25 protein-coding genes are annotated in these 24,801 nt (G+C 38.5%); 8 read left to right on the top strand and 17 right to left on the bottom strand.

Annotation, left to right across the window (positions count from 1 at the left end; genetic code table 11):
- Positions 1–201 precede the first annotated feature (201 nt).
- Positions 202–2,025 (top strand): acyl-CoA dehydrogenase C-terminal domain-containing protein, encoded by a 1,824-nt coding sequence (locus F981_RS21240; protein WP_004725609.1) that lies wholly within the window; start codon positions 202–204, stop codon positions 2,023–2,025.
- A gap of 226 nt (positions 2,026–2,251) precedes the next feature.
- On the opposite strand, the gene F981_RS21235 is transcribed toward F981_RS21240, so the two are convergent.
- Together F981_RS21235 and hemW are read right to left on the bottom strand one after the other, a co-directional pair.
- The gene (locus F981_RS21235; protein WP_004725607.1) at positions 2,252–2,737 is read right to left on the bottom strand and encodes a hypothetical protein; all 486 of its coding nucleotides are present in this window, start codon (positions 2,735–2,737) and stop codon (positions 2,252–2,254) included.
- 76 nt (positions 2,738–2,813) lie between these two features.
- Complete coding sequence (gene hemW, locus F981_RS21230; RefSeq protein ID WP_004725605.1) at positions 2,814–3,968, bottom strand: radical SAM family heme chaperone HemW; 1,155 nt, start codon at positions 3,966–3,968, stop codon at positions 2,814–2,816.
- 118 nt (positions 3,969–4,086) lie between these two features.
- Here hemW and F981_RS21225 point away from each other — a divergent pair, with 118 nt between their 5' ends.
- Positions 4,087–4,548, top strand: coding sequence for a DMT family transporter (locus F981_RS21225; protein ID WP_004725603.1), 462 nt, complete (start codon positions 4,087–4,089; stop codon positions 4,546–4,548).
- Between the two features lie 40 nt (positions 4,549–4,588).
- Entirely contained in the window at positions 4,589–5,944 is a 1,356-nt protein-coding gene (locus tag F981_RS21220) for an MATE family efflux transporter (protein ID WP_004725601.1), read from the top strand.
- A gap of 83 nt (positions 5,945–6,027) precedes the next feature.
- On the opposite strand, the gene F981_RS21215 is transcribed toward F981_RS21220, so the two are convergent.
- Positions 6,028–6,243 carry a DUF1737 domain-containing protein gene (locus F981_RS21215; RefSeq protein WP_004725599.1) on the bottom strand — a complete coding sequence of 72 codons (216 nt, stop codon included), beginning with the start codon at positions 6,241–6,243 and terminating at the stop codon, positions 6,028–6,030.
- A gap of 199 nt (positions 6,244–6,442) precedes the next feature.
- On the opposite strand from F981_RS21215, the gene F981_RS21210 reads away from it, so the two are divergent.
- A complete protein-coding gene (locus tag F981_RS21210; RefSeq protein WP_004725597.1) occupies positions 6,443–7,741 on the top strand; it encodes an ABC1 kinase family protein in 1,299 nt (432 codons plus the stop codon).
- Between the two features lie 294 nt (positions 7,742–8,035).
- Positions 8,036–8,284 (top strand): type B 50S ribosomal protein L31, encoded by a 249-nt coding sequence (locus tag F981_RS21205; RefSeq protein ID WP_004725595.1) that lies wholly within the window; start codon positions 8,036–8,038, stop codon positions 8,282–8,284.
- Positions 8,285–8,352: 68 nt separating this feature from the next.
- Here the strand turns inward: F981_RS21205 and crcB are convergent, their stop codons facing one another.
- Complete coding sequence (gene crcB, locus F981_RS21200; protein ID WP_004725593.1) at positions 8,353–8,733, bottom strand: fluoride efflux transporter CrcB; 381 nt, start codon at positions 8,731–8,733, stop codon at positions 8,353–8,355.
- 110 nt (positions 8,734–8,843) lie between these two features.
- Positions 8,844–9,692 carry a DUF2071 domain-containing protein gene (locus tag F981_RS21195; RefSeq protein WP_004725591.1) on the bottom strand — a complete coding sequence of 283 codons (849 nt, stop codon included), beginning with the start codon at positions 9,690–9,692 and terminating at the stop codon, positions 8,844–8,846.
- 145 nt (positions 9,693–9,837) lie between these two features.
- Between F981_RS21195 and F981_RS21190 the strand changes: the two genes are divergently transcribed.
- Positions 9,838–10,170 carry a HopJ type III effector protein gene (locus F981_RS21190; RefSeq protein WP_004725589.1) on the top strand — a complete coding sequence of 111 codons (333 nt, stop codon included), beginning with the start codon at positions 9,838–9,840 and terminating at the stop codon, positions 10,168–10,170.
- A gap of 47 nt (positions 10,171–10,217) precedes the next feature.
- Here F981_RS21190 and F981_RS21185 read toward each other — a convergent pair whose 3' ends face one another.
- The 3 genes from F981_RS21185 to F981_RS21175 form a co-directional block, all read right to left on the bottom strand.
- Entirely contained in the window at positions 10,218–10,628 is a 411-nt protein-coding gene (locus F981_RS21185) for a GFA family protein (protein ID WP_004725587.1), read from the bottom strand.
- A gap of 98 nt (positions 10,629–10,726) precedes the next feature.
- The gene (locus F981_RS21180) at positions 10,727–11,932 is read right to left on the bottom strand and encodes a TIGR03862 family flavoprotein (protein WP_004725586.1); all 1,206 of its coding nucleotides are present in this window, start codon (positions 11,930–11,932) and stop codon (positions 10,727–10,729) included.
- Positions 11,922–12,584 (bottom strand): class I SAM-dependent methyltransferase, encoded by a 663-nt coding sequence (locus F981_RS21175; protein ID WP_171066964.1) that lies wholly within the window; start codon positions 12,582–12,584, stop codon positions 11,922–11,924. The genes F981_RS21180 and F981_RS21175 overlap by 11 nt, the downstream gene beginning before the upstream one ends.
- 75 nt (positions 12,585–12,659) lie before the next feature.
- On the opposite strand from F981_RS21175, the gene F981_RS21170 reads away from it, so the two are divergent.
- Positions 12,660–12,827 (top strand): DNA gyrase inhibitor YacG, encoded by a 168-nt coding sequence (locus F981_RS21170; protein WP_004725583.1) that lies wholly within the window; start codon positions 12,660–12,662, stop codon positions 12,825–12,827.
- A gap of 663 nt (positions 12,828–13,490) precedes the next feature.
- Here the strand turns inward: F981_RS21170 and F981_RS21165 are convergent.
- The 5 genes from F981_RS21165 to F981_RS21145 all read right to left on the bottom strand — a co-directional run bounded on the left by F981_RS21165 (position 13,491) and on the right by F981_RS21145 (position 17,927).
- On the bottom strand, positions 13,491–14,135 hold the full coding sequence (locus tag F981_RS21165) for an MBL fold metallo-hydrolase (RefSeq protein ID WP_004725581.1): 645 nt from the start codon (positions 14,133–14,135) through the stop codon (positions 13,491–13,493).
- Positions 14,136–14,155: 20 nt separating this feature from the next.
- Positions 14,156–15,166: a ferrochelatase gene (gene hemH / locus F981_RS21160; protein WP_004725580.1), complete on the bottom strand. Its 1,011-nt coding sequence runs from the start codon at positions 15,164–15,166 to the stop codon at positions 14,156–14,158.
- A gap of 99 nt (positions 15,167–15,265) precedes the next feature.
- Positions 15,266–16,282 (bottom strand): DUF4062 domain-containing protein, encoded by a 1,017-nt coding sequence (locus F981_RS21155; protein WP_004725578.1) that lies wholly within the window; start codon positions 16,280–16,282, stop codon positions 15,266–15,268.
- Between the two features lie 107 nt (positions 16,283–16,389).
- The gene (murI, locus tag F981_RS21150) at positions 16,390–17,268 is read right to left on the bottom strand and encodes a glutamate racemase (RefSeq protein ID WP_016539370.1); all 879 of its coding nucleotides are present in this window, start codon (positions 17,266–17,268) and stop codon (positions 16,390–16,392) included.
- A gap of 47 nt (positions 17,269–17,315) precedes the next feature.
- Positions 17,316–17,927: a DUF1285 domain-containing protein gene (locus tag F981_RS21145; protein ID WP_004725575.1), complete on the bottom strand. Its 612-nt coding sequence runs from the start codon at positions 17,925–17,927 to the stop codon at positions 17,316–17,318.
- 203 nt (positions 17,928–18,130) lie between these two features.
- Here F981_RS21145 and F981_RS21140 point away from each other — a divergent pair, with 203 nt between their 5' ends.
- Entirely contained in the window at positions 18,131–19,843 is a 1,713-nt protein-coding gene (locus F981_RS21140; protein WP_004725573.1) for an electron transfer flavoprotein-ubiquinone oxidoreductase, read from the top strand.
- A gap of 206 nt (positions 19,844–20,049) precedes the next feature.
- On the opposite strand, the gene F981_RS21135 is transcribed toward F981_RS21140, so the two are convergent.
- The 4 genes from F981_RS21135 to F981_RS21120 all read right to left on the bottom strand — a co-directional run bounded on the left by F981_RS21135 (position 20,050) and on the right by F981_RS21120 (position 24,676).
- Entirely contained in the window at positions 20,050–20,310 is a 261-nt protein-coding gene (locus F981_RS21135; protein ID WP_004725571.1) for a hypothetical protein, read from the bottom strand.
- A 105-nt stretch (positions 20,311–20,415) separates the two neighbouring features.
- Positions 20,416–20,880: a hypothetical protein gene (locus F981_RS21130; RefSeq protein ID WP_004725569.1), complete on the bottom strand. Its 465-nt coding sequence runs from the start codon at positions 20,878–20,880 to the stop codon at positions 20,416–20,418.
- Entirely contained in the window at positions 20,877–21,794 is a 918-nt protein-coding gene (locus F981_RS21125) for an alpha/beta hydrolase family protein (RefSeq protein WP_228129051.1), read from the bottom strand. Before F981_RS21125 ends, F981_RS21130 begins: the two co-directional genes overlap by 4 nt.
- A gap of 62 nt (positions 21,795–21,856) precedes the next feature.
- On the bottom strand, positions 21,857–24,676 hold the full coding sequence (locus F981_RS21120) for a type VI secretion system Vgr family protein (RefSeq protein WP_004725565.1): 2,820 nt from the start codon (positions 24,674–24,676) through the stop codon (positions 21,857–21,859).
- Positions 24,677–24,801: the final 125 nt, after the last annotated feature.

The following is a 24,801-nucleotide window of genomic DNA, read 5'->3' as shown; positions in this document are numbered from 1 at the left end:
AATAAAAATAACAAGGAAACAATAAAAAACAAAGTGCACAAGACTATCAAAAAATCAACAAATTCACATGTGCTTTTTCTACCAAATTCGCATTTCTGACAATTTTTTTAGAGAGTCTTATCAATGTAATTCCCATATGATTATGAATAATGAAGCTATAGATTGAAAATCCAAAACTATTTTTAAATTAGGATTAAACACATGCCAGCATATAAAGCGCCGCTCCGTGACATACGTTTTTTAATGAATGAAGTTTTTGACTATTCTGCACATTATAAAACACTATCAATTGGCGAAAATGCCGATGCTGATACTGTCGATATGATTTTAGAAGGTGCTGCAGATTTTTGTGAAAATGTACTTTCTCCACTGAATCAATCTGGTGATGAAGAAGGTTGTCATTTTAAAGATGGTGAAGTCACGACACCAAAAGGTTTTAAAGAAGCTTATAACCAATTTATTCAAGGTGGCTGGCAAGGCCTGTCTTATCCTGAAGAGTTTGGTGGTCAAGGTTTGCCGATGTCATTAAACCTGATCAAATCTGAAATGATGGGGACTGCAAACTGGTCATTCACCATGTACCCAGGTTTGAGCATGGGATGTATGAATACCATCCTGCAATTTGGTACAGACGAACAAAAAAACACCTATATGCCACACCTGACTGCAGGTACATGGTCAGGAACAATGTGTCTGACTGAACCACAATGTGGTACAGACTTAGGTCAAGTAAAAACTAAGGCTGAACCTAATGCTGATGGTACTTATGCGATTACAGGGACAAAAATCTTTATCTCTGCCGGTGAACATGATTTAACTGAAAACATTATCCATATCGTTCTTGCGCGTCTTCCAGATGCACCCGCAGGTACCAAAGGTATTTCATTGTTTATTGTGCCTAAATTCATCCCTACAGCTGAAGGTACAGTGGGTGAACGTAATCCTGTGACTTGTGGTTCTATTGAACACAAAATGGGGATTCGTGCATCTGCAACTGCAGTATTGAACTTTGATGGCGCAACAGGTTATCTGATTGGTGAAGTGAATAAAGGCTTACATGCGATGTTCACTTTCATGAACACAGCGCGTATTGGTACTGCTGTACAAGGCCTTGCTCACGCGGAATTATCATTCCAAGGTGCTTTACCATACGCAAAAGACCGTATGTCTATGCGTGCTCTATCTGGTAAAAAAGATCCAGATAAAGTGGCTGATGCAATCATTCATCATGCCGATGTACGTCGTATGCTTTTGACTCAAAAAGCATTTGCAGAAGGCGGTCGTGCCATGATTTATCACGCAGCTCAGCTTGCAGATAAAATGACTGATGCAATGTTACAAGGTGATCAAGCAAAATTTGAAGAATATGATGATAAGCTTGGTTTCTATACCCCGATTCTGAAAGGTTTCTTAACAGAAATGGGGCTTGAATCTGCGAATTTGGGTATGCAAGTGTTTGGTGGTCATGGCTATATCAAAGAGCATGGCATGGAACAAATTGCACGTGATGCGCGTATCGCGACTTTGTACGAAGGTACAACAGGTATTCAAGCACTGGATTTAATTGGCCGTAAAGTGCTGCTTTCATCTAAAGGCAAAGTGGTTCGTGAATATACCGCTGAAATCTTGAAATTCTGTGGTCAACATGCACGTAACAAATATATGCGTCGTTTTGCCTGGGATTTAACCAAAATCTGTGCACAATGGAATGCTTTGACTGTTCGTATCATGCTTGCAGCTCGCAAAGACCGTGAAATCGTATCATCTGCTTCTGTCGATTTCTTGATGTTCTCTGGTTATGCAATGATGGCTTACTACTGGGCGCAACAAGCAGCAGTCGCTTCTGAGAAATTAGCGTCTGGTAACGGTGCTGAAGTTCCTGAGTTCTATAAAGCAAAAATCAAACTTGCAGATTTCTACTTTGAACAATTATTACCACGTTCACAAGGTCATGCTGAGTCTATGGTGAATCCATCTCGTACCATGATGGCACTTGATGCAGAACACTTTAGTTTTGATTACTAAAATTTAACTTTTCGAGAAGAAAAACAAAAGAGCGCTGCGGCGCTCTTTTGTTCATTTAAGATATGGTATTACAAGCTGCACTACAGTGATATTCATTCATTTTTAGCAGAATTACAGCCTTAAAACCCGTAACTTAAAGATGCGCTTAAGCAATCACTTTGAGGTTTTAATGCCTTTAAAAAAATTGATCTGTTTAAAAGCCAACAAAAAACTCTGTCATCCCCTACTATTGAGTTTTAGATGCAGGCTGAGCAATGGTTTTAAGCAACTTAAATCGATTTTTTTCAAGCACATAAAAACGTGTAGTCACTTTATCCACTTCATAGTTTAGATCCATATGCTCTTCTTGTGTGACTAAGAGACGGCTGTTTGGACGTGTTGCAATCACATCTTCAGTCCGTTCCTCACCACCAAAACCGTCCGCTAAAAGCTGCCCAGTACGTTTATTGACAAAAGAATAGACTCTACATCCCCCGCCACAGCCCCACATGGTGGTGACATATTCACCGGCAAAATCTGGTTTTTGTGTTAATGCATCTCTTAGTCGAGTGCGAAACATATTGGCACTTGGATCTGCAAGATCAAGTTTCGCGGTCTTGCCTGTATACACAGCTTTAACAGGATAGTCGCTAAATTGAGGGACAACGTTTTTTGCATATGCCGGCGATGGGCTTGCCACAGCAAATAACATACTGATTAGAAACTTATTCATTGTGATGACCTTAACTTTTAATAGATTATTGTTTTAAGTCAGATCATAACAAAAGCTAAATTGTTGTGCTGTAGATTTATAGAAACTCTTCCAGCACAGAATTTAAAAATACATGACCTTGCGCTGTACATGCCAACTGTGTGTCATCATTTAACATCAATTTACGCTGTTTTAATGAACCAATCACCTGATCTAAATCAGACAAATTCAATCCTGTACGTTCAAGATATATTTGGGCCTGAACACCCTCATTTAAACGTAAAGCATTCATCATAAATTCAAAAGGCATGTCTTGTTTTTCAATACGTTTAAATTGCAAATGTTCAGCAGGCACTTTGGCTAAGTAGTCTTTAGGCAAACGGGTTTTTTGAAAACGGTATACGCCATCAGCTTGGGTAATTTTGCCATGTGCTCCTGCCCCAATCGCTAAATAATCGCCAAATTGCCAATAATTTAAATTATGTGATGACGGTTTTTCTTTACGCCATGCAGACACTTCATAATTGATAAAGCCATTGGCCTTTAAATATTGTTCACCCTGTTCTTGAATGGTTTCCAGAACATCATCTACAGGTAAAATAGGCTGAGTGCGGAAAAAAACCGTATTCGGTTCAATGGTCAATTGATACCATGAAATATGGGTTGCCCCATTTTCGACGGCAAGTCTTAAGTCATATAAGGCTTGTTCTAAAGTCTGTTCTGGCAAACCATGCATCAAATCTACGTTAACACGTTGAAAACCCGCTTGTTTGGCATGTTGAATGGCAGAAACAGCATCATCATTGGAATGGATACGCCCCAGCTTTGTTAAATGATCAGGATTAAAACTTTGTACCCCAAGCGATAAACGATTAATTCCAACATCTAAATAATCTGCAAAAGGATCATGTTCAACCGTCCCAGGATTGGCTTCCAAAGTAATTTCACAATCCGGCTCAAACGGGACTATAGCTTTTAACTGGGTAAAAAGCCACTGATAACCTTGTGCGGAAATCAATGACGGTGTTCCACCACCAATAAACACACTATGAATTTTACGTCCCTGAGCAAAATCTACTTGGGTTTTAAAATCTTCAACCAGTGCCAATAAATATTCTTGCTCTAAATCTAAAGACAGCTTTCCATCGGGTACAGCATGTGAGTTAAAGTCACAATACGGACACTTACGGACACACCACGGCATATGGATATAAAGCGACAAAGGTATATTTTGAGGTGTTAAATCAGTCAAAGAAGGCTCAGAACAAGTTTAGAGAGTGATTATTTTAACATGACTTCTACCATCCGATTAGAACAAGTCATGAATTTGCTTTAGACTGAACATTAACAATAAAAGTAGATGAAGAAGAATGCTGAAATTATCGAGTCAATTATTGTTCCTTTTACCACTCACCATGGGTATTGGCATTGCCATGACCTTTCAAACCGCTATCAATACTCAATTGCGCGAATATCTGCATTCTCCATTACAAGCTGCCCTTTTATCCTTTTTAGTTGGTACACTATTGCTCGCTATTTTGGTGATTGTGCAAGCTGAACAGAGACCAACCCTTTCAAGTTTAGCGGTGATACCTTGGTATCTTTGGCTAGGTGGCTGCTTAGGTGTTTATGCAATCAGTATGAGCATTTATACTGCACCGAAACTGGGTTTTTTAACCCTGTCAGGCTTAATCATTTTTGGACAAATTGCAATGTCGATGATCGTTGACCAATTTGGACTACTGGGTACAGATAAAACGCCAGTAAACTGGCAACGTCTTTTAGGTGGCGTGGTGATTTTTATAGGTGTGCTTCTCACTCTACAACGCTAACCAATCTATTTTCTAAGCACATTTAAAACGAGTATTTACTGTGTCTGCATCGATAAAAGCCACAACTACCCGCTTTGAATTAAAGCAACTTTTTAACTTAATGCTCCCAATTTTAATCACTCAGTTTGCTGCAGCAGGCTTTGGATTGATTGATACCATTATGGCTGGGCATATGTCTCCCGAAGATCTTGCCGCAATTGCTGTTGGTGTAGGTTTATGGATTCCAGTCATGCTGCTGTTTAGTGGCATCATGATCGCAACCACGCCTTTAGTGGCAGAAGCCAACGGCGCACGCACCCCAGAAAACATCCCTTCGATTGTTCGTCAGTCTTTATGGGTTGCCTTATTGCTGGGTATTATTGGCATGCTGGTTTTACAGATCATTCCTTTATTGTTGCCGTTGGTCGGTGTGCCTGAATCTTTATTACCTAAAGCCAGCTTGTTCTTACATGCGATTGCTTTTGGGATGCCTGCTTTTACCATGTATTCAACATTGCGGGGCTATTCAGAAGCTTTAGGCTACCCTCGTCCTGTCACAGTGATTAGCCTTGTTGCGCTTGTGGTACAAATTCCGCTGAACTTTATTTTTATGTATGGAATTGGGCCTATTCCACACTTGGGAAGTGCTGGCTGTGGTTTTGCAACAGCCTTGTTGCAGTGGATCATGTTCATCACGATTAGCATCTATATTTTAAAAGCCAAACGCTACCAAGCCACACAACCCTTAAATATGTTTGAGAAAATAGACCGCGTACTGATTAAACGTATCCTCAAACTGGGATTACCAATTGGTTTGGCGATTTTCTTTGAGGTCAGTATTTTCAGTACAGGTGCAATTGTACTCAGTCCGCTTGGTGAAGTTACCGTTGCAGCACATCAAATTGCCTTATCCATAACATCACAATTGTTTATGATTCCGATGTCATTGGCTTTAGCGCTGACCATTCGTACAGGGACTTATTTTGGCGAAAAGAATTGGTATGCGATGCGTAAAGTCCAAAAAGTTGGATTAATGACCAGTACCTTATTTGCCTGCATCACCATGTTACTTCTGTTAATTCTACGCCCTCAAATTGTGTCCGTTTATACCAGTGACTATGATGTTTCCCAAGCAGCAATATATTTAATTTTATTTGCGATTGGCTACCAACTTATGGATGCATGGCAAGTCAGTGCTGCGGGTTGTTTACGTGGAATGCAAGATACCAAAGGCCCAATGTGGATCACCATGCTGGCCTACTGGATCATCGCTTTCCCTGTTGGGATTTATTTAGCACGCTATACCGATATGGGCGCCGCTGGGGTATGGACAGGACTGATCATTGGACTAACCATTGCCTGTGTTTTATTATTAACGCGTCTGTATATGAACAATAAAAGGTTGAGTCAGGCTTAAATTAAAAACGCTTATATTGAATGCGTTTATCTAAAAATAATGCTGTTTAAATACAGCATTATTTTTTATAAGTGTCCTTTATTTTACTCAGATTGAAGCTGATAGGCTTGCTGAAACTTTTCAGACATCCCAGATTCATTGCCAACCTCTTTTACAATGGCTTGCCCGACAATGACATCAGTCCCATTAAATGTCATCGTCGGAGAACCATATAACTCATAGCCGTCATTTAAAGCTTTACTGACCCGTGCACAGAAATTCACATCATCCTTACCAGTTAAATAACGATAAACTTTCATGATCCAACAACGATTAAAATATTGAAGAATATTTTAATCCAAAACTCCTGAGAAGAAACCGATAGCGTGCTGGGTATTTTAAGATTAAAAATAGCCAAGTAGAAACAAACGCTTAACAAATTAGAGTAGGCAGTTTAACAATAGTCGCCTATGATCAAAATGAATTAAACGTCTAATCCCAATTAAAGGATGGTTACGAATGTCGAAAAGTACCAGTACCCCAGGTCGCCGCTTTATGAAACTTGCGAGTATGACTGCAAGTATCGCGACGAAAACGGTATCAAATTCAATTCGTAACTTTAATGCGGATGAAGAACAAAAAAATGAAGCGCGTAGTAAGCTGTTCCAAGATATTGGTGTTCAAATTGCAGATACCTTAGGAGAAATGAAAGGTGCTGTGATGAAAGTTGGTCAAATCGCCTCGCAATATAAAGATATCTTTCCACCTGAAGTCGCACGGGCAATTGCTAAATTGCAACGTCAAGCACCTGCAATGCCATTTGCTGAAATTAAACAACAAGTAGAACGCGAGCTAGGCAAACCGATTGATCAAACCTTTCTGCATTTTGATGAACAACCCTTCGCAGCAGCATCTATTGGTCAAGTCCACAAAGCCATGTTAAAAAATGGCACTGAAGTTGTGGTCAAAGTACAATATCCTGGGGTAGATGAAGCTTGTGAAAGTGACTTAAAACAGGTTCGTTTGGCATTACGCTTAATGGGTGTTTTAAAAGTAGATAAAAAATTACAAGATCGCTTATTTAAAGAGATTCAAGACAGCTTACATGAAGAACTCAATTACGAAATTGAGGCACAAAACTTGCAAGTTTTTAGAACATTCCATCAAGCTTTGGACACAAAAATCATTATTCCCAAAGTGTTTACAGACTATTCTAGTCGTCGCATCTTAACCCTAAGCCTTGAAAAAGGTGAAAGTATTGAAACTGCAAGTACTTGGGATTTATCTGTGCGCAATGAAATTGGTCGCCGCTTAATCTTGGCATTGGGTCAACAAATTTTCTTCTTAAAACGTTTCCATTGCGACCCTCATCCTGGCAACTTTGCTTTCCGTGAAGATGGCAGTGTGATCATTTACGACTTTGGCGGTGTAAAAACCTTATCCAATGAAATCATTACTCATTTCAAAGCATTGGTCAGAGCTGCACGAAAACAAGATATTGTGACAATTGAAGAGCATTTAACGGTTTTAGATGCGTTAGCTGAAAAAGGTAAGTTTCCCGTAGAATTGTATGAGGCATGGCTTGAAATTTTATTACGACCGCTGACTACACATTATGATTTTGCTGAAAATTCAGCACATCATGATGGCATCAAACTGGTGAAAAAATCATTGAAGTATTGGGATGTATTCAAACCATCGCCAGATACTTTAATGGTAAATCGTACGATTTCAGGACAATACTGGAATCTGATTCAACTTAAAGTCAATGATAATTTAAAAGATCTCTTTGAAGAGCTGGTGCCTTTACAAGACTAAGTTCTATTGATGTTTTTTATTGAAGTCGATTGCATCCAATTCATTTAAAAGTGACATGATCAACGCATTCATTTTAAAAAGTTTCGTTATGCACTTCATCTAATTTTAAGGATAAAACTTTACATTAAACTTATATTTGAAGTCTAAGCCAGATCCTCCTGCTTAGGCTTCTTTTTTATCTCACTTTTTTCCAAGTTCGATATACAACATGAATACGTATCAAATGAGGTACTTTACAAGTTAAATGTAATATTATAACATTACACCATGTTTAAATAATTAGAGGTTAAAACCATGCGCCAAGGTATCCACCCAGAATATCGTCAAGTGTTATTTCATGACACCAATGCCAATGCATACTTTGTTATTGGTAGCACGATCAAGACAACAAACACCAAAGAATATGAAGGCACACAATATCCTTATGTCACACTCGATATATCCAGTGCTTCACATCCTTTCTATACAGGTGAAATTCGTCAGACAAGCAATGAAGGTCGTATTGCCAACTTCAATAAGCGCTTTGCCCGTTTTAAACGTTAATTGAACTGTATGTTGTGTCTAAGCCTAAGCTTCCCTCAGCTTAGGCTTTTCATTTTGAATATTGCACATTATTTTGTGGATAAAAGCATTTGAAAAATATAAAAGCCAATCGCTAAACAGATCACACCAAAAATCACACTAGAAACGGTATAAGCCAAAGCGATTGGAAACTGTCCCTGCCGAATCAGCTGGAATGTTTCCAGACCAAAACTGGAAAAAGTTGTAAAACCACCGAGGATTCCAACCATTAAAAATAATCGAGTTTCATTCTGTAAAATAGGATAGCGTTGGCTAAAAGCAAAAAAAATCCCAGCCAAGAAACAGCCCAAGATATTGATCGACCATGTTGTCCAAGGGAATAGGCTATGTGGTTTAGAAATAATAAACCCTGCACCATAACGTAAACTTGCACCAATTGCCCCACCGCATGCGACCAATAGCCAATTCATGTTTAGATATCCTTAAAACTTTTTAAAAAACGCATTTACCCACCATCCGATTTTTTACAGCTCAGCTTGTGTATAAGCGGATAGTTATCCACAGATTAACATGGAGAAGCTTAACGATCTAATTTAAGTGGCAACTCATTTCTGACATAAAAGTCCAAAGTTGGCACAACAAAGGCAAATACATCTTGTTCACGAACACCCCATTGTTGTAGCAAGGGGCAAGCAATATTAAGCACTTGCGCAGGCAGAACCTGACTAAAATCAAAAGGCATTTCAATATCCCCTTGTGATAGTTTTTCAGGTTGATCGACCCATTCGACCCATGCATGGTCTTGTTCAGCCAGATATTGAATGGCCTCATCCCATGATAAGAATAAATTTTGCCACGCCTCAGGCAAGCGCGGATCTGTATTGATTTGAACCGTGCTGGATAATTGATAAACTGGATCAAGTTCGAGTTCTGTTTGAATCAGCTGTTCAGAGACTTGATGAACAAATTTCTTTGCATATTGTGCTGGCATCGCATCACTTGCCAAACGCCCACTCAAAACATAAAGCTGCTGGTCAATCACAACTTGCTCGAAAATCACCGTTTTATCCTGTTGTGTAGGGGCAATATAAAAGCGCCAATTGCTTTGTTTCGGTGATGGCATCAATTTGCGTAATGGACCTAAAAAAGAAAAACCAAAATGTTCATGCTGATATGTCAGTATGGTAAAAATCGTTTTCCCTTGCTTTTCCCATAACTGAATAGGCTGTGGATAGCGTGAACGAACTTGATCTATATCCACCAACCACGACAAATACACAATATTCTTGACCTGACTTTGTAACTGTAGGAAAGGAATAAAACGCATCAAGATACGGCGTAGTTTTAATAATAATGAGCGTTCAGCAAAAAGACCGATCAGGCTCAAAATAAAGTTTGAATCTTGATTTTTAATATTATGACGATTCATTCCGACCTATTTTTATGGATTTCGATGCTGTTATTTTAGCAAATATGGTTAAAGAATGGCCCATCTCAAAATATTAAATAGCATTACTGAATTATTTAACCATAGGCTATGATATTGGCACGATTTAACACGGAATTTTCACATCATGGCTCAAGAATTATTGAAACAACTTAAAGCAGGCGATGCAAAATTTGCAGATGTCATCAATCATATTGAAGCTCGTTATACCCACACCCCGACTGCATTCCAAAATGGTCAACAGCATAATGCTGCCACAGAGAACCAAGGCAGTGCCAAAGTTTTTTCTTTTGCACAATTAAATGATTTAGATCAACAACAAACGCTAAATCTATTTGCAGAACATTATGCTGCTGTTTTGGCAACACCTGATGCGACAGACCATCAGAACATTCGCCAATTTATGCAAAATGGTTGGAATGGCATCAAATTTGAAGGCGATGCTTTAACTGCAAAATAACAACAATACAATCAAGTCAGGGATCTATTCGATCCCTTTCTACACGATTATGGACGCTCATCATATTGAGGTAAACCGTCACAAATCGTATCCCACTCTGCTTTATAAGCAGTAAAAATATGCATTGTTGGCTTCTGTTCTAAAGCTGTATCTAAAGTTCCAATTCTTAAACGATAGGTATCTGGTGTCTCTGCTTTAATACTGATGATCGGTGAGCCACATTCTTGGCAGAAACAACGTGTTGTTGTTGCTGTCGATGCAAATTTTTTCAGTAATTCCTCACCTTTGGTAATTTTAAAATCTGCTTTTTGAATTGGCGCATTGGTCGCAAATGCTGTGCCATTGGCTTTACGACAACGTTGGCAATGACACTCGATCACCTCTCCAATTTCACCATGAATCTCATAGTGAATACCGTCACACAAACAACTTCCTGTATATATTTTTTCAGCAGACATTAAGAAAATCTCCCTATTTCAAAGGCTATTGGCAATAGCATCAAACTAGCATAAAAGTCGCGTTTTTAATCAAAACGCCATCATTTTTTTGCCTAATCTCATCTATTGAGATATTGATGCACACCCTCACCCGCAGCACGCCCTGTCGCAAAACACGCAGTCAATAAATATCCTCCTGTCGGGGCATCCCAGTCCAGCATTTCACCACAGCAAAATACATGGGGATTGGATTTTAGTTGTAAATGCTGTGTTAATACGGCTTGCTTTACACCACCGGCACAACTGATCGCTTCTTCAATCGGACGAAATCCCTCAAGCTCAATTTTTAAATGCTTAATCTGTTGTGCGAGTTTTTCAGGAGTGTTCCACACTGATTTATCTACCAATTCACGAATCAGATTGGCCTTGGCAGCATCTAACCCTGCTTTTCGCCAGATATTGGTACTGGATTGCTTTTTGGACGGCTGTAATTTCTGTGTAAGCTGTTGAACAGTTTGATCAGGTAACAAGTCTAAATAAATCGACATCGGTTGATTGTGCTGTACCAACTGACGTAATAATCGCCCCTGCTTATAGATGAGACCACTTTCTAATCCATAATGGGTAATCACAATATCACCTTGTGTCTTTGCAGAATTTCCCACCCAAGCATCTACACGTTTAAGAGGCTGACCAAAGACAGGTTGCATATAATTCGACCATATCCGAACCACACCGGCATTGCTCGCTTGAAACGCTTCAATTTCAGAAGCAGGCAACCACTTTTGCCATGCACCATCACTACCTAAACGTGACCATGACACAGCACCACAAGCCAGAATAATCGCATCAAAATTCAAAAGCTGTGCTTCATTGTTCCTGAGATCAAGAATTTCGAGTTGTTGCTGCTTTAAATCTATTATTTGATGACGATAATGAAATTGAACGTGCTGTGCTGCCAACTGCTTTAACCAAGCACGTAACAAAGGCGCGGCCTTCATTTCTACAGGAAAAATTCGTCCTGAACTGCCCACATAGGATTCAATCCCTAAACCATGCATCCAATTTTGAATCCAAGTCGCATCCCACTTTTCAACCCAAGATCTTAACCATTCCACATGATCATAACGTTGAATAAATTGTTCAAATGCTTCTGCATGGGAAATATTCAGCCCTGTCTTTCCAGCCATCAAAAATTTACGTGCAGCAGAAGGTTTCTGTTCAAAAACATGAACTTCATAATCAGTTGTAGATTGACTTAAAACATCTGCAGCCATTAAACCTGCTGGCCCAGCCCCAATGATGGCAATTTTCTTAATTGGCATCAGATGGCTCTGATTGGTTGTCAACACTTTTACCCTGACGTGGTCCAATCTCATCAAAACGGGTTTGATAATGCTCAGGTTTAGCAATAATCAATTGCTGACACAATTCACCACGTTCTAAATATTTAATTTCAAAATGCGTACGCGCTGAATCTGATGCAATCGTTTGTTTTTCATAAGGCAGCTTCCAAACATCTTTTAGTTGCTGTTCTGCTTCAGCAATATATTCAGGAATATTACTGGCTAAAGTGATGCTGCCATTTGGAGATAATCTGGAAATCAGAAATTCAAAAAAAGGCATATTTAACCAGCGTTGCGCAGGGTTATGCGGTTCTGGATTTGGATATAGAATAAAAAACTGTTGTACCTGATTGGGATAAAGTGCATGCACCACCCACGGTAATGCATCAGCATGAATAGGGGTTAAATTTGTTTGACCTTCCAACTGATGCTGTTTTTGCATTGCAATATATTTTTCACGGGTTCTTTCTATCGCAATCAATTTCAGTTCAGGGTGCTGTTCAGAAAAGAGCAAGGCATGTTTGCCCTTTCCTGCCCCAATTTCTACACAAATTGGGTTATTTTCAATACATTGAAAATCACGAGGAGCATGCATACGCTGTGCTTGAAATTGACGAATCGACATAATCAGATCAAACTAACAAGAAATCGTTCACAAGTTTAACAACTCTTTACGGTTTTTGCTTTTTTAAATGAGGATTTCCATATGTCTAAAACTTTTCCTTGCCCCCGCTGCGGTGAGCCTTCTACATGGGAAGGTAATGAATCCCGTCCATTTTGCTCTGAGCGTTGCAAACTGATTGATTTAGGTGCATGGGCCAATGATGAATATACTCTACCTACAGACGACGCACCGCAAGCAGAGGATTCTTAAGCTGTGTGACAAATTTATGTAATCATCACTGACTTAACATACTTAAACGCACCCTTTTCATTAGAAACAATTAAATAAAATTATACTTAAACTTTACAATAACTATTTATTTTTGGATCTGTATAGCGATATGATACTACATGTTTCATTTCACACTTTATATATAAAAATTTGATTAGTTTCAATTTATAATGAAACTTGGAGTATTAAGGTGCCTATAGGCTTAAAATTTTTTGTCGCCATCCTTGCAATTTTATGTGCATTTTTTACTTTTATTGGAGTATATGCTCTCGATTTTTCTCTTATCGTAGTTGGAATTCTATTTGCAATAGTCATCTTATTAATCAAATTAGAAATGGTAAAGGAGCGGTGATTTAAATCAATTTAACACTATTATTGAGTAATTTAATTTTCTCATTCTCCACGCATATTATTTCAATGGTGAGATGAATGACTTTTGCAGGAGTTATTTAAAAATGAGAATAAACAACATCGTTCTATGGTCTATTTTCACTCAGATCATTCACGTTACTATTACAGATTCTTACTAAATATTGGATCATCAATAAACTATACATTTAAAACAAAAATGGTGAGTAAAACATTCATTACTTCACCATTTTCTCATTTCTTATTTTTACTATAAAGCCAGACAGTGAATACTTAACCCGCTTTACTTGCCACAAAAGGATTGTGTTGCTTTTCAAAACCAATAGTACTCATTGGACCATGTCCTGAAATAAATTGAGTTTCATCAGGCAGGGTAAAACATTCACGCTGAATTGAATCTAAGAGCTGTTGATGGTTGCCTTTTGGAAAGTCAGTACGACCGATTGAACCTTTAAACAGCACATCCCCTGTCCAAAGCACGCCATATTTGGCATTGTAAAAAATGACGTGGCCTGGTGTATGCCCTGGTGCAAAACGCACTTCAAACTCTTCATTCCCTAAGCTTAGCTTTTCGCCACCCTCTAACCATTGATTGACATGAACAGGCTCAGGAATTGGAAATCCATAACGGGCAGATACTTCTTGAATCATTTCTAACCAAAACAGGTCTTCTTTATGCGGACCAATCACAGGCACATTCCATTCTTTGACCAATGCACCTACCGCACCTGCATGGTCCAAATGACCATGTGTTAACCATAATGCTTTGACTGTCAGTCCTAATGCTTCAACTTCTTGTTTTAATTTCTCAGGCTCACCACCAGCATCAATCAATACCGCTTCTTTGGTTTCAGAATCCCAAACAATAGAACAATTTTGGGCGAATGCAGTAACGGGTACAATCTTGACTTGTAACATGATAATTTTCCTAAAAAACCCTATACCTGTAAATGAAACTTGAGTGTATTCAATTGAGTCTGTAAAAGTTGCTCAAATAAGTCAATATGATCCGCACGGCTATTTAATGCCGGAATGTAAGCATAGTGTTGACCACCTGCCTTTAAAAACAATTCAGCATTTTGAATCGCCAGCTCTTCCAAGGTTTCTAAACAATCTGCCGAAAATGCAGGACTCAGCACTTGAACAGATTCGACGCCTTGCGCTGCCCACTCTTGCAATAGCTGGTCGGTATACGGTTTTACCCATTCTTGTTTGCCAAAACGAGATTGGAAACTGATCGCCCATTGGTCGTCTTTTAAATTCAACGCCTGAGCTACCTTAAGTGCAGTGATCCGACAACGCTCTGCATAAGGATCACCTTTATCTGCATAAGGCTGTGGGATCCCGTGAAAAGACATCAACAGTTTAGCTGCTGGTCCATATTGCTGCTGATAATCACGCACACTGTTGGCTAGCGCCTGAATATAAAGTGGGTGTTGATAATAATCTCGAATAAAACTTAAACCCGGAATATTGCGTTGCTTTAACAACCATTGTGCAACGGCATCATATAAAGGGGCTGTTGATGTTGCCGAGTACTGAGGAAAAAGCGGGAAAAGAATAATATGGTCATAATGCTTGGTTTTCGCATCATTCAATACAGCATCAATACCCGGTCGCCCATAGGTCATCGCTGGCACAATATCTAAATCTAAATCAGCATTCGTACTTATTAATTTTTCTTGTAGAGATTTAACTTGTTCAAATAGAATTTCACGCATCGGTGAATCATTTGACCAGACTTGTGCATAAGCTTCGGCAACACGCTTTGGTCGAAAAGGCAGAACAAATGCATTTAAAATAATTGCCCATAAAATTTTGGGAATTTCGATGACACGTTGATCTGATAAAAACTGCTTTAAAAAAGCCCGAACAGCTGAAGCTGTAGGCGCATCTGGTGTCCCTAAATTAGCAATAATAATCAGGACTTTAGGTTTAGATAAAGACATTTTCACCCGATTTACAGAATAGTTTATCTCGAATGATCAGCTTAACAGAGTCTTTATCTAAACAAAATTTTTTATCTTAACTCACTCAATTTATTTGATTTAAAAAATTGACGAACGACTGCTAATACGTTGTGAACTTTCAAGTAGTTTCACGCATTTATCCGTCATCTGCCATAGCATACGCTGACGATCATCACGCCCCACAGGGATGATCCATTCATTTTGACGGACTTGCTGCTTAATTGTATGCAAGGAACGCACATTAATCTGCGCTCTAGACACAGCATGGGCACGTGGCATCACCACTTGTGCGTCGGTTAAACCCGTATTATTCAAATATTCGTTTAAGACTTTAGAGAAAAAATCCTCAGACGTCGGTTGTCTAAATTCAACCGATAAAATTTTTAACAGCTCTGCCCAAGTCATCTCACGCACTGGCGATAACTCTTTAAAATTACCATCTTGATAGGCATGCATTCGATAATCAAAATTAAACACTTCATGCAATGAAACTTTGGGTAAAGTTAAAAATGGATCTGCTTCTTTTTTCCCTTGCTCTACGGAAACATGCGCCAACTTTGCTTTTAAACGATCAATCTCATCTTGTAAGACTTGAATATTCTGAGGTCTTACCCATCCTACAACAGGATAGCGCTCTAGCATTTGTGGCATATATGAACGTACCGCAAGTTCTAAATCTCGTAAAGTTCGATAAGTAACGACTTGCTCAACTTCTTTTTGTAGTTGATGTCTAAATTCATTAAACTTTTCTTTTAGCAGCGTACTTTCTTCTTTTAAATGCGGTTCGCGAAATTCAGGACTCTCATGCATAAATACAATAATTGGTTTCTGTTTGGTCACCGCATAAATATATTCAAGATGTAGATAACTCACCCCTGAAACAGATTGCTCACCATATTGACTCCCCAACAACAATAAAACGTAATCACAGTCATCTATCTGACGACGTGCAAATGCGGTACTTAATGGTGTCCGTTGTTCTAATCCCCAAGAAAAAAACCCCATCCCTATAAGGGTTTGTGACACGACCATCCGTTCTGGCTGCATTTCTTTGCCAGATGTTGTAATAAAAACTTGATACCGTTTATCGAGCATAGGTTAACCCATTCTTGTCACACCCTACTTAAATCCATCCATGAGCTTTAAGTTTGATATGCCCTACACTTATGAAAATATATTAAATCTGTTCAATATTGAAAGAATTAGCCGAGTTTTTCAACAATATTTTCTACAGACCATGTAATTTTTGGTTGTATTAGATGTTTGATGACATTTTCTAATTCTTTTGCATTTCCCCCACTCACAAAACATTGTAAACGCACCCCTTTTTCTTGCAAGCTGCTTGATATTAACTCATTTTTTAACAATATACGCGCCGTTTGTCGTGCAACGGCCAATCCAGAATCAATTAAGTTAAGCTGAGGACCGTATAATTCTTGAATACTCTGTTTTAAATAAGGGTAATGAGTGCAACCCAACACCAAATAATCTGAACCTTTTGCAATAACTGGATCTAAAACCTTTTGCAGGCTATGTTTACATTCCAAACTGTTATAACGTCCAGATTCAATCAAGGGAACCAGTTCAAGATTGGTAATCGTCAGTACTTCAACATTGGCAGGTTCTGCAAAACGCTGCATCACATCTTTGATCAATTTTCCACGAAAAGTGGCAGGTGTAGCCAAAACTGAAACCACTTTAGACTGGGTTTGTAGCACTGCTGGTTTTAAAGCAGGCACCAGTCCAACAATAGGAAAGTTTTCACCATAATGATCACGTAAATAATCCAGACTAAATGCTGAAGCGGTATTACATGCTACAACTGCGATTTTACAACCTTGACGATATAACCATTCAATTGCTTGTGCAGTTAATTCACGGATATTTTGATCCGTACGGGGGCCATAAGGGACATGTGCAGTATCAGCATAATAAACAATACGTTCATTTGGCAAATAATTGGCAATTTCCTGTGCAATAGAAAGCCCACCGATACCTGAATCAAAAATACCAATCGGGGCATCTGCCAAGGCTTTTGGCATTGGATTTTCTAGAGGAGAGAGAGGAAGAATCGCGCTCATTTGATCCACTATTGGCATACGGTAAAAATAAATAATAAGATTAAACCTCAAGTCCCTAATTGCAAGTGAAAATCACCACTTTCTAAAGATAAAATGGTATCTCCTTGTTCATTTTCAAGCAATTTCCCATATTCAATCAGGTGGAAAAAAGCAGAACGTTGAATCAAGGCATTTATCCCGAAACGAATATGTACATAAGGTCTTAACTCACCTTGATATTCACGCATAAAAATAGGGTGTTCTGGATCAATCAGTGTAATGTCTTGATTGGTGGTGGTAACTTGTAGATAGACCTGTCCATCGAGATTCACTTGATCAATTTGATTGACCAATAAAGGTTCATCCTCAACTTGAATTTCAATCTGTTCAACTGGGGTTTTTAAATAGAACTTTCCGTCTTCTTTCCAAAGTACTTTTGTAAACAGGTCTAAAAGCGCTTGGCGTTTGATCAATTGACCTTCGTGCCACCATTCTCCATTGGCTTTTACCGTCAAATCCATTTTGCCACAATGCTTTGGCTGCCACTGCTCTAAAGGGGGTATTGACCTTTTGTGACCCGCCTGTACATCTTTTAAGTATTGTGCAATGCTCATTAAGTTTTTATTATCAGAATCTGGCTGATTTTGAGCCGCTGATGTTGAATTATTTTGATTTACCATGGTTTATGCCTTGCTGACTTAAAAATAATACGACTCAGCCAATTGGCTAGATTAGGGTTTCTAACTATACTAGCGCAAAATATATTATTGGTACGAGCGTTAATTCGTATCACGGAATTTTTAGAACACTCATGGCAGCACCGATTTATTAATTCCCAATAAATGCTCACGGTTGCCACCCTTAGAAATATGAGGAGTCCTACATGGAACACATCGAACGCGAATCGATGGAGTTTGACGTAGTGATCGTAGGCGCAGGCCCTGCGGGTCTTTCTGCTGCGATTAAAATTCGTCAATTAGCTCTTGAAAACAATCTTCCAGACCTTTCCGTCTGTGTGGTTGAAAAAGGCTCTGAAGTTGGTGCGCATATCCTTTCTGGTGCTGTACTTGAACCTCGTGCAATCAATGAACTTTTCCCTGACTGGAAAGAACAAGGTGCACCTTTAAATGTACCTGTGACAGAGGACAAAACTTATTTCCTCATGTCTGCTGAAAAGTCACAAGAAGCACCGCATTGGATGGTTCCTAAAACCATGCACAATGATGGTAACTATGTTATTTCATTGGGTAATGTAGTGCGTTGGTTAGGTCAAAAAGCGGAAGAGTTAGAAGTTTCTATCTTCCCTGGCTTTGCTGCCTCAGAAATCCTTTATCATGAAGATGGTTCTGTAAAAGGTATCCAAACTGGTGATATGGGTATTGGTAAAGATGGTGAGCCTACTCATAACTTTACTCCTGGCTATGAACTTCATGCAAAATACACAATTTTTGCAGAAGGTTGCCGTGGACATCTCGGTAAACGTCTGATTGCAAAATACAACTTAGATCAAGATGCTGATCCGCAACATTACGGTATCGGAATCAAAGAACTTTGGGAAATCGACCCTGCAAAACATAAACCAGGTTTAGTGATGCATGGTTCAGGCTGGCCTTTGGCAGAAACAGGTTCTTCAGGCGGTTGGTGGTTATATCACGCTGAAAACAACCAAGTGACCTTGGGTATGATTGTCGATTTATCTTATGAAAATCCACACATGTATCCTTTTGCTGAAATGCAACGTTGGAAAACACATCCTCTAATCAAGCAATATCTTGAAGGTGGTAAACGTATTTCTTATGGCGCACGTGCAGTTGTTAAAGGCGGTCTAAACTCTCTACCTAAACTGACCTTCCCAGGCGGTTGCTTAATTGGTGATGATGCAGGTTTCTTAAACTTTGCTAAAATCAAAGGCTCTCATACTGCGATGAAATCGGGTATGTTGTGTGGTGAAGCTGTATTTGAAGCAATTCAAGCAGGCCATGAGAAAGGTGGTGATTTAGCGGTTGCGCGTGTGGCTGAAGGCGAAGACTTCTTTGCTAAAGAATTGACTGCTTATACTGACAAATTCAACAACAGTTGGTTAAAAGAAGAGTTACATCGTTCGCGTAACTTTGGCCCAGCAATGCATAAATTCGGTTTATGGATGGGTGGTGCATTTAACTTTATCGATCAAAATATCTTTAAAGTGCCATTTACCCTACATGACCTTGCACCTGACTTTAGTGCATTAAAAACTGTAGATGCTGCGACATTTAAACCTACTTATCCAAAGCCAGACGGTAAATTAACCTTTGATCGTTTATCTTCTGTATTTGTATCGAATACCGTACATGAAGAGAATCAGCCAGCTCACTTAAAGCTGACCGATGCTTCGATTCCAGTCAATGTCAACTTACCGAAATGGGATGAGCCAGCTCAACGCTACTGTCCTGCTGGTGTTTACGAGATTATGGAAAATGATGATGGTTCTAAGCGCTTCCAGATTAATGCTGCGAACTGTGTTCACTGTAAGACTTGCGATATCAAAGATCCATCTCAGAACATCACTTGGGTAACACCTGAGGGTGGCGGTGGTCCAAACTATCCAAATATGTAAATAAATAAACCCGCTTCGGCGGGTTTTTCATCTTTAAAAACTGAATTCTCTGAATCTCTTAAACTCCCCATTGTTATCCAATCTACTGGTGAAATTCTTGGATTTAATGTTATTTTATTATTAACACTTTTATTCTATTGATAGAAATCACTCACCTCTCTAATACTATCCAAGTAAGTTTATTTTTTACGTAAAATCATTATGTGTTATTTTATGATGACATCATATTTTTTCTTAAAATTAGTCATCCCACCAAAAGCTCCACCTCTAAAATTACCATCTAATAAAATATAATAATTACCTTTAACTTTAGGTACTCCATATATTCTTATAGAATTTTGATAAAGAAAGTCATTCTCCCCTACTTTTTCTATATTAATACCTGAGTTATCAGGTAAATCTGTTTTTATAACAAGTTCACCAAATATATTTAACTTCTCAATTTCTATTATCGTATTTCTTGCCATACTTCATTTCTGGCAAATTATTAGGTTCAATCTTTATTTGATGGCTGCAACCTAATATAAAAAAATATTGGAAATAAATATATAATTTTCATTTCTAAATTAAGTCTATTTCGCTAATATTTTATAAGGTATTTCAATAACATTAGAGTGTTTAAGCCCGCCAAAAATTTTTGCTGTAAAAACCTTACAGTTAATATTTCTTTTAACATTTGAAAATTCAGGTTTTTTCGTATGCATTAAAAGGACATTGTAACTATACATTTGTGTTTGTTTATTGAACTTCGCATGCTCAGTTCTTGAAATCACTCCTTCCAAAGCATTTAAGTTTTCATCAGGTTCAAAATTTCCATTATTTACATTAAAAGTATCATCTAATGCACAATATATGTAACTACCAGTTTCATTGCTTCCACGATTTGAAAAATCTTTATTAGCTTCAAACTTTAAATTAATATTATTATTAGAATCCAAGCTGGCATCACTATATTTTATAATGATATCATTTGAGTTTGTGCACCCACTTAAGAATAACAAAGCTAGAAAAAATTTAAATTTATTTATTTTTTTCATTTCAAATTACTCTTTAGAGAAGCCATTAATAAATTTAATCCAGTTAAATCTCCGACTACTTTTGTGTCTAAAATTAACTCTGCATCCACATGATTAGCTGTTGTTTCTACATTATACGTAGGACCCTTTTTGGGTCTCCATTGTCCCCCTACATCTGCTACAAGATCACTAAAATTATAACTTTTCGGTGAGCAACTTATATTAATCCATGTTTTTGCATTAACTACAGGATATTTCCAATAAATATCTGATATTACACTAACTTCAACATTTGTTCCTACAGGATCTAATGTTATAAGCATTTCTATTTTATAACCTTGTTTAGTTAAAATACTTGAAAGATGTGCTCCATTCCATCCACCTAAACTGTGACCAATAATATAGACTAAAACATCTTTATTCGGTATTTTTTCGATTACATTTTTTTGAATATCTGTCAGCTTATAAATTTCATAATATCCTAAATAGGTTTCTCCTCGATTTGCAATCACCAATTCATTTTCAACTTCTGTAAGGTCTTTAGCTGCTTGATTATAATAATTTTTCAGCACGTATATCACATTTCTATTTGGCCCACTCCCCGCATATGCTTTTTTATCTCCCGCACCACCTATAAAAAAAATAATTGCCTTCGGTATAGGTTTCGGTGGAATTTTAACATCCCTTTTATTTGAAAAATCTGGATTTTGTGTTGAGGTTGAGCTAGGAAGTTTTTGTGTTGATTGATCAAATGAACCTTTTTCTAATGCTAGAACTTTAAAATTTACTTTTTTATTAGGTCCATATACTACTTCACAACTCAATTTTTCGTCTTTAAAACAATCATAAATTTTGGTTATTCCATACGCACCATTATTTTTCACTTCAAAACTTTGAGGAGAGCTATCTAACCAGCCTCGTTTTAAACTAAACATTCTATACTTAATATGTGGCCAAAGAATTGGACTATCAACTAGTAATTTCAATCTGGCAGTTATCAAAACCCACCCCCATCTATATCTTTGTTTTTTATATCAAATCTAGGGTCATCCAGAATAATTGTATACTCTTTCGGCTCGCTTGATGGAGGAGTCTTAATGAATCCATCTTCAGATAATTTTCCAGTTATTACACTACCATCTGAACCATATAAAACATAACCCGTTCCAGCTGGTAACTTATTTCCTTTTTTATCAGTAGCAAAAAAACTTAAATAATTTAAGCCTAATAGTGGTAACTCTTCTATTTTTGCATCTATTTTTTGCCCACCCAAAAACTTATGCTGCCCCGCCTTACTCTCAAACTTACCCGCAGTGGTCGGTAAAACACCTGCACTACTAATTTCAACTTGCGAACCATCTGCAATCAAAATAATTTTCTTATCCGCTTTAATCTCAATCTTTTCTTCAGTTGAAATAATCTGAATACCTTTACGTGCAATCAAATCCGCACCATCGCCTTGTGCTTGGATTTCAACTTTACCTTTCCCTGCAAATAATCTTGCCCCTTCTTGTGCCGCAAAAAGACTGATCTTTGATTGTGCATGTGCAACTAAATTCTTTTGCGTACTCAATTGAATACTATCACCCGCAGTTTCATAGATTTGTCGATCGGCAGAAAGATGTAGATCTTCATTAGTAGCAAACGCAACCGAATTGGGTGAAGCCAATAACATTAGAGCTTGCTTAAAGGTATCTGCTTGGCTTTTTGCTTCACTGGATTCATCTTTTTCCAAAGATGAAATAAACGATTTCAAATGATCTAAATTTTCTAAAGGATCAGTTTGCTGGTTCTTGGCAACTTCACTTAAGGCCTTGGAATTATTTAGACTACTTTCTAACTGACTTTTGGCGGCGGTCGCATCGAGATGGTTACCTGAAGCTGAGTCTTGAGCATGGGTACTCAGCAATAAACCTTGTCCTGCACGCACTGCTCCCCATTGGTCTGTTCTTAGTTCAAAGCCTTCGCCTCGCCCTTCACTGGTATCGGTTTCTTTAGGATGACTCAGATTACCAAGGTTAAGTTGGCTCGCGCCGTGACTACTTTGTAGCTGGCTGCTGATTTGCTCTGTGGTATCGTCAAATCTAAGCTGGCCATAGCCACTGCCTTTAACTTCTCGACTTTTGATCCCTGCTAATTTTTTGGTATCAGGCAATTGGCCTTTGTCATCAAATTTCGTTGGATTTCGTTGTGCTTCATGAATACGCCCCACCACAAATGGTCGGTCAATATTGCCATCAAAGAAATCTATCACCACAATCTCACCAATCCTCGGTAAGAACCGCGCACCATAGCCTTCACCTGCCCACGGGGTCAGTACATCCACCCAAGCGGAATCGGTGTCGTTGTCATTGCTCCCTGCACCACCATCGTGACTGTGATCTTCATTGCGGGTAAACAGAAAGCGAACTTTAATACGTCCCCATTCATCGACATGAATTTCCTCTCCACTTGGTCCAACCACTTTAGCTCGTTGTGGATGGGTACTTGGACGGTGTTGTAGTGGATGGTATTCAGGAACAGTGGTGATATTACGGCGTTGTAGCACCAATTGATTGGCTTGACGTTCATCGCTGTTGTTGTCTACTTTATTTGAATTGACCCAGTTACTTTGTTCGAGCAAGCGATTGATTTGCTCATTCAGATCTTTGGGTAAGTTATTTTGGTTATAGAATGTCTTTGACGTAATCAGAAACTCTTTGTCTGAGCCACTGTGTTGATCTATTTCTGGGTGTTCGTTTAACTCAAACCAGTAACCTACTTGTGCATCACGTACAGTGGAGTTGGCAACAAATTGTTTGGATTGAGCATCGTAATAATGACTGAGGCTTTGGTTAATCTTTTCAATCTGATTGTTATTTGAAGCAGTTGCTTGATCTCCACCATTCAGGTCTTGAATCCATGCCGGACTGATATGCCAAGCTTGTTCTAAACCGAGACTGGCATTGTTCTGATTTTGACTGTGCTGGTGTTTGCTTTGAACACTGCCTGCACCCTCTTCTTGTTCTAACACATCTGCTTGCCAGCGTTGTACGTGGACAGCGGTGGGTTGTAAGCTACGTTGTCCGATAAAGCTGGTGATGCTGTCTTGTTGTTCTGTGGCACTGCTACGATGGAAGCGGATCCTTCTTCGATCTAGCGCTTTGTATTCGCTGTTATCATCCACCAAACGCAGTTTTTGTGGCTGAATTTGAGTCGCAGAACTAGGCACAATCAATTGTGCTTCATCAATCAACCAGTTGATCCCTTCACTGCGCATCAGGCGGGTTAAAAATGCATAGTCGCTTTCGTTACTCTGCATAATGAATGGGCGGATATCGTAATCTTTTTTCAGGCCACTTTTATCGAGGCTTAGACTGGAGGCAAAGAGTGGGCTTCTGTCTTGCCATTCTTTAAAAAGGGTTTCTATGACTTGCACAACCGACTTATTCATAAACACTCGGCTGTTACGGCGTTTATGCCATAGTGAAGTGGCATCTTCGAGTTTGAGTTTATATAGCGTTAGTGCGCCATCACTTTGCCCTTGTGCGGCCTCAGTAATTACCCCTGTGCTACGAAACAGTTGTCCATGATCTGTGACTTGATCAATGGCCACTCGGCTACCAATGAATTGTTTAAGCGGAATCGTTGCTGAAGTGGCAAGGCAAATCAGTTCAACAGATACACCTTGGTTTAGACCATGTTGTCCATCGATGCGTTGTAAGAAGACTTGGTTGTTTAAGTCTGTATTGCTAAATTGGATATGCAAAGCTCGTTTTTGTGCGTTTAGTCCAAGCTGATCCAATATTTTATAAATGCTATTTACTAAGCTGTTCATTTGAATGAGTTAATTATTATTAAAAAATATGTTTAGATTATAATCATAAGTCAAAATTCTGTCATTTTTAATTTTGTAAAATGATTCAATAACCACAATATAATTATTAAAATTCAATAAATTGA

It is taken from the genome of Acinetobacter guillouiae CIP 63.46, assembly GCF_000368145.1.
Lineage (GTDB): Bacteria > Pseudomonadota > Gammaproteobacteria > Pseudomonadales > Moraxellaceae > Acinetobacter > Acinetobacter guillouiae.
The sequence above is the reverse complement of the archived record's forward strand: the minus strand, read 5'-3'. Positions and strand labels throughout refer to the sequence as shown.

Excerpts from the sequence above, each read along its gene's own strand:
- crcB (WP_004725593.1), bottom strand. The coding sequence starts at position 8,733 with ATGAATTGGCTATTGGTCGCATGCGGTGGGGCAATTGGTGCAAGTTTA.
- F981_RS21235 (WP_004725607.1), bottom strand. The coding sequence starts at position 2,737 with ATGAATAAGTTTCTAATCAGTATGTTATTTGCTGTGGCAAGCCCATCG.
- F981_RS21225 (WP_004725603.1), top strand. The coding sequence starts at position 4,087 with ATGCTGAAATTATCGAGTCAATTATTGTTCCTTTTACCACTCACCATG.
- F981_RS21140 (WP_004725573.1), top strand. The coding sequence starts at position 18,131 with ATGGAACACATCGAACGCGAATCGATGGAGTTTGACGTAGTGATCGTA.
- F981_RS21145 (WP_004725575.1), bottom strand. The coding sequence starts at position 17,927 with ATGGTAAATCAAAATAATTCAACATCAGCGGCTCAAAATCAGCCAGAT.
- F981_RS21195 (WP_004725591.1), bottom strand. The coding sequence starts at position 9,692 with ATGAATCGTCATAATATTAAAAATCAAGATTCAAACTTTATTTTGAGC.
- F981_RS21180 (WP_004725586.1), bottom strand. The coding sequence starts at position 11,932 with ATGCCAATTAAGAAAATTGCCATCATTGGGGCTGGGCCAGCAGGTTTA.
- hemH (WP_004725580.1), bottom strand. The coding sequence starts at position 15,166 with ATGTCTTTATCTAAACCTAAAGTCCTGATTATTATTGCTAATTTAGGG.
- F981_RS21165 (WP_004725581.1), bottom strand. The coding sequence starts at position 14,135 with ATGTTACAAGTCAAGATTGTACCCGTTACTGCATTCGCCCAAAATTGT.
- F981_RS21130 (WP_004725569.1), bottom strand. The coding sequence starts at position 20,880 with ATGAAAAAAATAAATAAATTTAAATTTTTTCTAGCTTTGTTATTCTTA.
- F981_RS21155 (WP_004725578.1), bottom strand. The coding sequence starts at position 16,282 with ATGCTCGATAAACGGTATCAAGTTTTTATTACAACATCTGGCAAAGAA.
- F981_RS21240 (WP_004725609.1), top strand. The coding sequence starts at position 202 with ATGCCAGCATATAAAGCGCCGCTCCGTGACATACGTTTTTTAATGAAT.
- F981_RS21205 (WP_004725595.1), top strand. The coding sequence starts at position 8,036 with ATGCGCCAAGGTATCCACCCAGAATATCGTCAAGTGTTATTTCATGAC.
- F981_RS21210 (WP_004725597.1), top strand. The coding sequence starts at position 6,443 with ATGTCGAAAAGTACCAGTACCCCAGGTCGCCGCTTTATGAAACTTGCG.
- F981_RS21120 (WP_004725565.1), bottom strand. The coding sequence starts at position 24,676 with ATGAACAGCTTAGTAAATAGCATTTATAAAATATTGGATCAGCTTGGA.
- murI (WP_016539370.1), bottom strand. The coding sequence starts at position 17,268 with ATGAGCGCGATTCTTCCTCTCTCTCCTCTAGAAAATCCAATGCCAAAA.
- F981_RS21190 (WP_004725589.1), top strand. The coding sequence starts at position 9,838 with ATGGCTCAAGAATTATTGAAACAACTTAAAGCAGGCGATGCAAAATTT.
- F981_RS21215 (WP_004725599.1), bottom strand. The coding sequence starts at position 6,243 with ATGAAAGTTTATCGTTATTTAACTGGTAAGGATGATGTGAATTTCTGT.
- F981_RS21135 (WP_004725571.1), bottom strand. The coding sequence starts at position 20,310 with ATGGCAAGAAATACGATAATAGAAATTGAGAAGTTAAATATATTTGGT.
- F981_RS21185 (WP_004725587.1), bottom strand. The coding sequence starts at position 10,628 with ATGTCTGCTGAAAAAATATATACAGGAAGTTGTTTGTGTGACGGTATT.
- F981_RS21170 (WP_004725583.1), top strand. The coding sequence starts at position 12,660 with ATGTCTAAAACTTTTCCTTGCCCCCGCTGCGGTGAGCCTTCTACATGG.
- F981_RS21125 (WP_228129051.1), bottom strand. The coding sequence starts at position 21,794 with ATGTTTAGTTTAAAACGAGGCTGGTTAGATAGCTCTCCTCAAAGTTTT.